The sequence below is a fragment of the Candidatus Dependentiae bacterium genome (assembly GCA_016871815.1).
Taxonomy (GTDB): domain Bacteria; phylum Babelota; class Babeliae; order Babelales.
In genome coordinates this window covers 1-2,736 of record VHBT01000043.1, presented here as the reverse complement: position 1 = coordinate 2,736, position 2,736 = coordinate 1, and the positions used below count along the sequence as shown (strand labels likewise).

At 38.0% G+C, this 2,736-nt stretch carries 5 protein-coding genes; all 5 read right to left on the bottom strand.

What is annotated here, in order from left to right:
• On the bottom strand, nt 1-456 hold a 456-nt coding region (locus FJ366_04310), incomplete at its 3' end, for a hypothetical protein (GenBank protein ID MBM3894789.1).
• Nucleotides 449-1,165 (bottom strand): hypothetical protein, encoded by a 717-nt coding sequence (locus FJ366_04305; protein MBM3894788.1) that lies wholly within the window; start codon nt 1,163-1,165, stop codon nt 449-451. The genes FJ366_04305 and FJ366_04310, both read right to left, overlap by 8 nt.
• Nucleotides 1,158-1,721 (bottom strand): type IV conjugative transfer system protein TraE, encoded by a 564-nt coding sequence (gene traE / locus FJ366_04300; protein MBM3894787.1) that lies wholly within the window; start codon nt 1,719-1,721, stop codon nt 1,158-1,160. The genes FJ366_04305 and traE overlap by 8 nt, the downstream gene beginning before the upstream one ends.
• A gap of 4 nt (nt 1,722-1,725) precedes the next feature.
• A complete protein-coding gene (gene traL, locus FJ366_04295; protein ID MBM3894786.1) occupies nt 1,726-2,007 on the bottom strand; it encodes a type IV conjugative transfer system protein TraL in 282 nt (93 codons plus the stop codon).
• A gap of 9 nt (nt 2,008-2,016) precedes the next feature.
• Entirely contained in the window at nt 2,017-2,421 is a 405-nt protein-coding gene (locus tag FJ366_04290; protein ID MBM3894785.1) for a hypothetical protein, read from the bottom strand.
• Nucleotides 2,422-2,736 lie beyond the last annotated feature (315 nt).

Here is a 2,736-nt window from a genome sequence, read left to right as displayed (position 1 = left end):
GCGCAAGCCGCGCGTGTTGAGTCCCCTATTGGGAAAACCCGCCGCATTCGGATTTTGAGGTTCGGCGTTTTGTTGATTTTTAGCTTCCTCTAATTGCTTTTTCATACTCGTAATTTCTTGCGTCAGCACATCGACTTGATGCTGTAAATCCGTTTGTGATTGCGTTGAGGTCTCATTTTGTTTTGAAAGATTTTCAAGCTGATGTTGCAGACGTTGTTGCTCATCTTCAGACGTTTTTAATTGATTTTGTGTTTCTTCAATCCAAATCGATTCTTGATCCACTTTATCAGCGGGATTCACCAGATCAATTTTCTCAAAACTATCTTTTTCAGCTACTTTTTTAGTGCTACTTGATGATGTAAAGAAAAACATGGACAGTATAATCAATACACCAGCGCCCAATATTACGCCAAGCGCAATCAATTGCTGTTTTTTAATTTGATGTTTCTTAAGCATTATCACTCTCCTTGTAAAGGATGGTAGAATCATGAGGTGCAACCGTCATTTCTTGCAACGCAATACCACGATCCTTGGCTTGATAAAATTCACGTTCGGTCAAATTGATGGGTTGATCCGTACGATTAATAATTTGATACACTTCGCCTTTGATTTGTTTTCCTTTATAAAGTGTAAGAGCCTTGATATAGGCAATATCACCTAATTTTCCGTAATTCTTTTCTTTCGTATCCAGATGAATCACTTTATAACCATCCGGTTGACCACCTTCAGCCATACTTTTTAATAAGCGAATCAAAAGTGTTTGATAATTCGAAGACGTCTCCCAGCGTTCGGCTTTTTTAGAACCACTCCCTGCGGGCATTAACATAATCGTTTCAGCAGGCGTATTCACAGGCATCGCCACCACCGTATAGGAATGTCCTGAATGCGTTCGAATCATCAAGGTAAACGATTGTTTGGGCAGCGTACTTTGTGGTTGTAAAAAAAGTTCACCGGTTTCATTATTGATTTGCGTTTGAATATTGCTGTTAGAGAGATATAAATCCGTAATAAAATCTTCATCCACAATAATTTTCGTCATTTCTGACGCGGATATTTGTGCTGTCGTCGAACCATTATCGACGACCGTTCTCGTCTGTAGCGCGAAACTACTAGATGACCAGACACATGATACGGTTAAAGGAATTAAAAACAGTTTTTTAAGCATGGGGAATTACCTCATTCATAGATGATAAATACAAACGACCGTTAACAAAGCGATATTGCAAAAGCAGATGGATGGGTTGCTCTGGCGTTGCATCGCCTCCCACCATACTCATCAATGTGCCATCAATCAGCACTTTCAAATGCTTTTGATCCACATGGATTTGGTTAACAAATAACGCGATACTTAAATGCTCACGTTTAATTTTTTGAGCGGTGGCGATAAGTTCTTTTTTAAGTACGCCAAAATCCTTAGGATCAGCTTGCTGCAAAAAGAGCTCGTTTTGTGCATCGACATTCGATGGATCAACGTTAAAACGTGTCATCGCTAAAAATTCAGAAAATTGATACAAATAGCTTTCAGAAACCGTCTTGTGATCGACCCAAAAACTTTCATTCACGACCGGCGGTGTCACCACGACCGTTTGATGTGTACAAATTTTTAAAATAATGAGCAGTTCAATAAAGGCGAACAACAACCCCCCTATCCCAAAAAATGTCGCCAAATTTCGCTCTTGCAAGAGCTTTTGACGCAAAGTATCAGCAATTCTTTTTTTCATACATTTATCCTAAGTAAAAACGTTGATTAGAAGGTGGTGTTACATAAAAAACTGTAAATGCTGGCAAGTGCCAATAAGCCAGTGCTTTTAAATAGGAAAGCCCCTGCTCGCCTTTTAGTTTTTTAATACCAATAAGCGCGCCTACAAAAAATATGATCCCAAGCAACGGCATGCCTATAAAAATAAAAAATAGACAAGGAACTACCGACAAAATAAATTCATCAAGCGTAAAAAATAATATTTTTACAGGTGCATCTAAATGCTTAGGGATGTAATATTTATCCATGATTCAAACTCAATAAAATGCTGGTAAAATGTTGGTAATCGCAATGGTAATAACCAGAACACCGAGAAACATCATGACGTTTTTGGTTTTAATATACATAGCTGCTGCTAAAGCAAAATCAATTAAAATCAACCACTTTCGTCCACTACCTTCTAATGTTTCTTTCATATCATCCGTTGTTCCTTCCAAAAGATCAGTCGCAAGAGCCTGTCGACATCCAAGCATCACGGTCAGTACCAACATGACTTTTAACCAGATTTTTGTTTTTTCTGATGTAAAAAAATTCGTTACCTGCTTAAATGATTTCTTAAGAGTTTTCATGAGATGGGTTCTCCTTGGTTTCAGTGGTTGTATGGGTGAGAACAGGACAAGGAGCTTGTTCGTTCCCACAAAATTCATATTTTTTCGGTGCATCTTCAGTCGCTTTCTTTTGTGTCACCGCATAAGTTTTACTCGTTTGATCCACTAAATTTTTTTGTCGCTCTAAATCTGCATTCTGACAAGCTGATAACAAGAGTGATATCGCAAGTCCCGTTATGACTGTTATATGCCGCATGGTCACCTCTTAAATTAAATTTGAGAGCTTGATATAAACATTCTATTGATCCCCACCAATAGATGTGTTATCTCGTTTTTCTCGCTCTCAAAACCGTTAAAATTAATTACCTTTCTAAATCGCTCTTGTTTTCCAATAATCATTAAATGACACGTCTTTACCCATTAAGGATT

Coding starts and splice junctions, on each gene's coding strand:
- traE (MBM3894787.1), bottom strand. CDS start 1,721: ATGAAAAAAAGAATTGCTGATACTTTGCGTCAAAAGCTCTTGCAAGAG.
- FJ366_04290 (MBM3894785.1), bottom strand. CDS start 2,421: ATGCACCGAAAAAATATGAATTTTGTGGGAACGAACAAGCTCCTTGTC.
- traL (MBM3894786.1), bottom strand. CDS start 2,007: ATGGATAAATATTACATCCCTAAGCATTTAGATGCACCTGTAAAAATA.
- FJ366_04305 (MBM3894788.1), bottom strand. CDS start 1,165: ATGCTTAAAAAACTGTTTTTAATTCCTTTAACCGTATCATGTGTCTGG.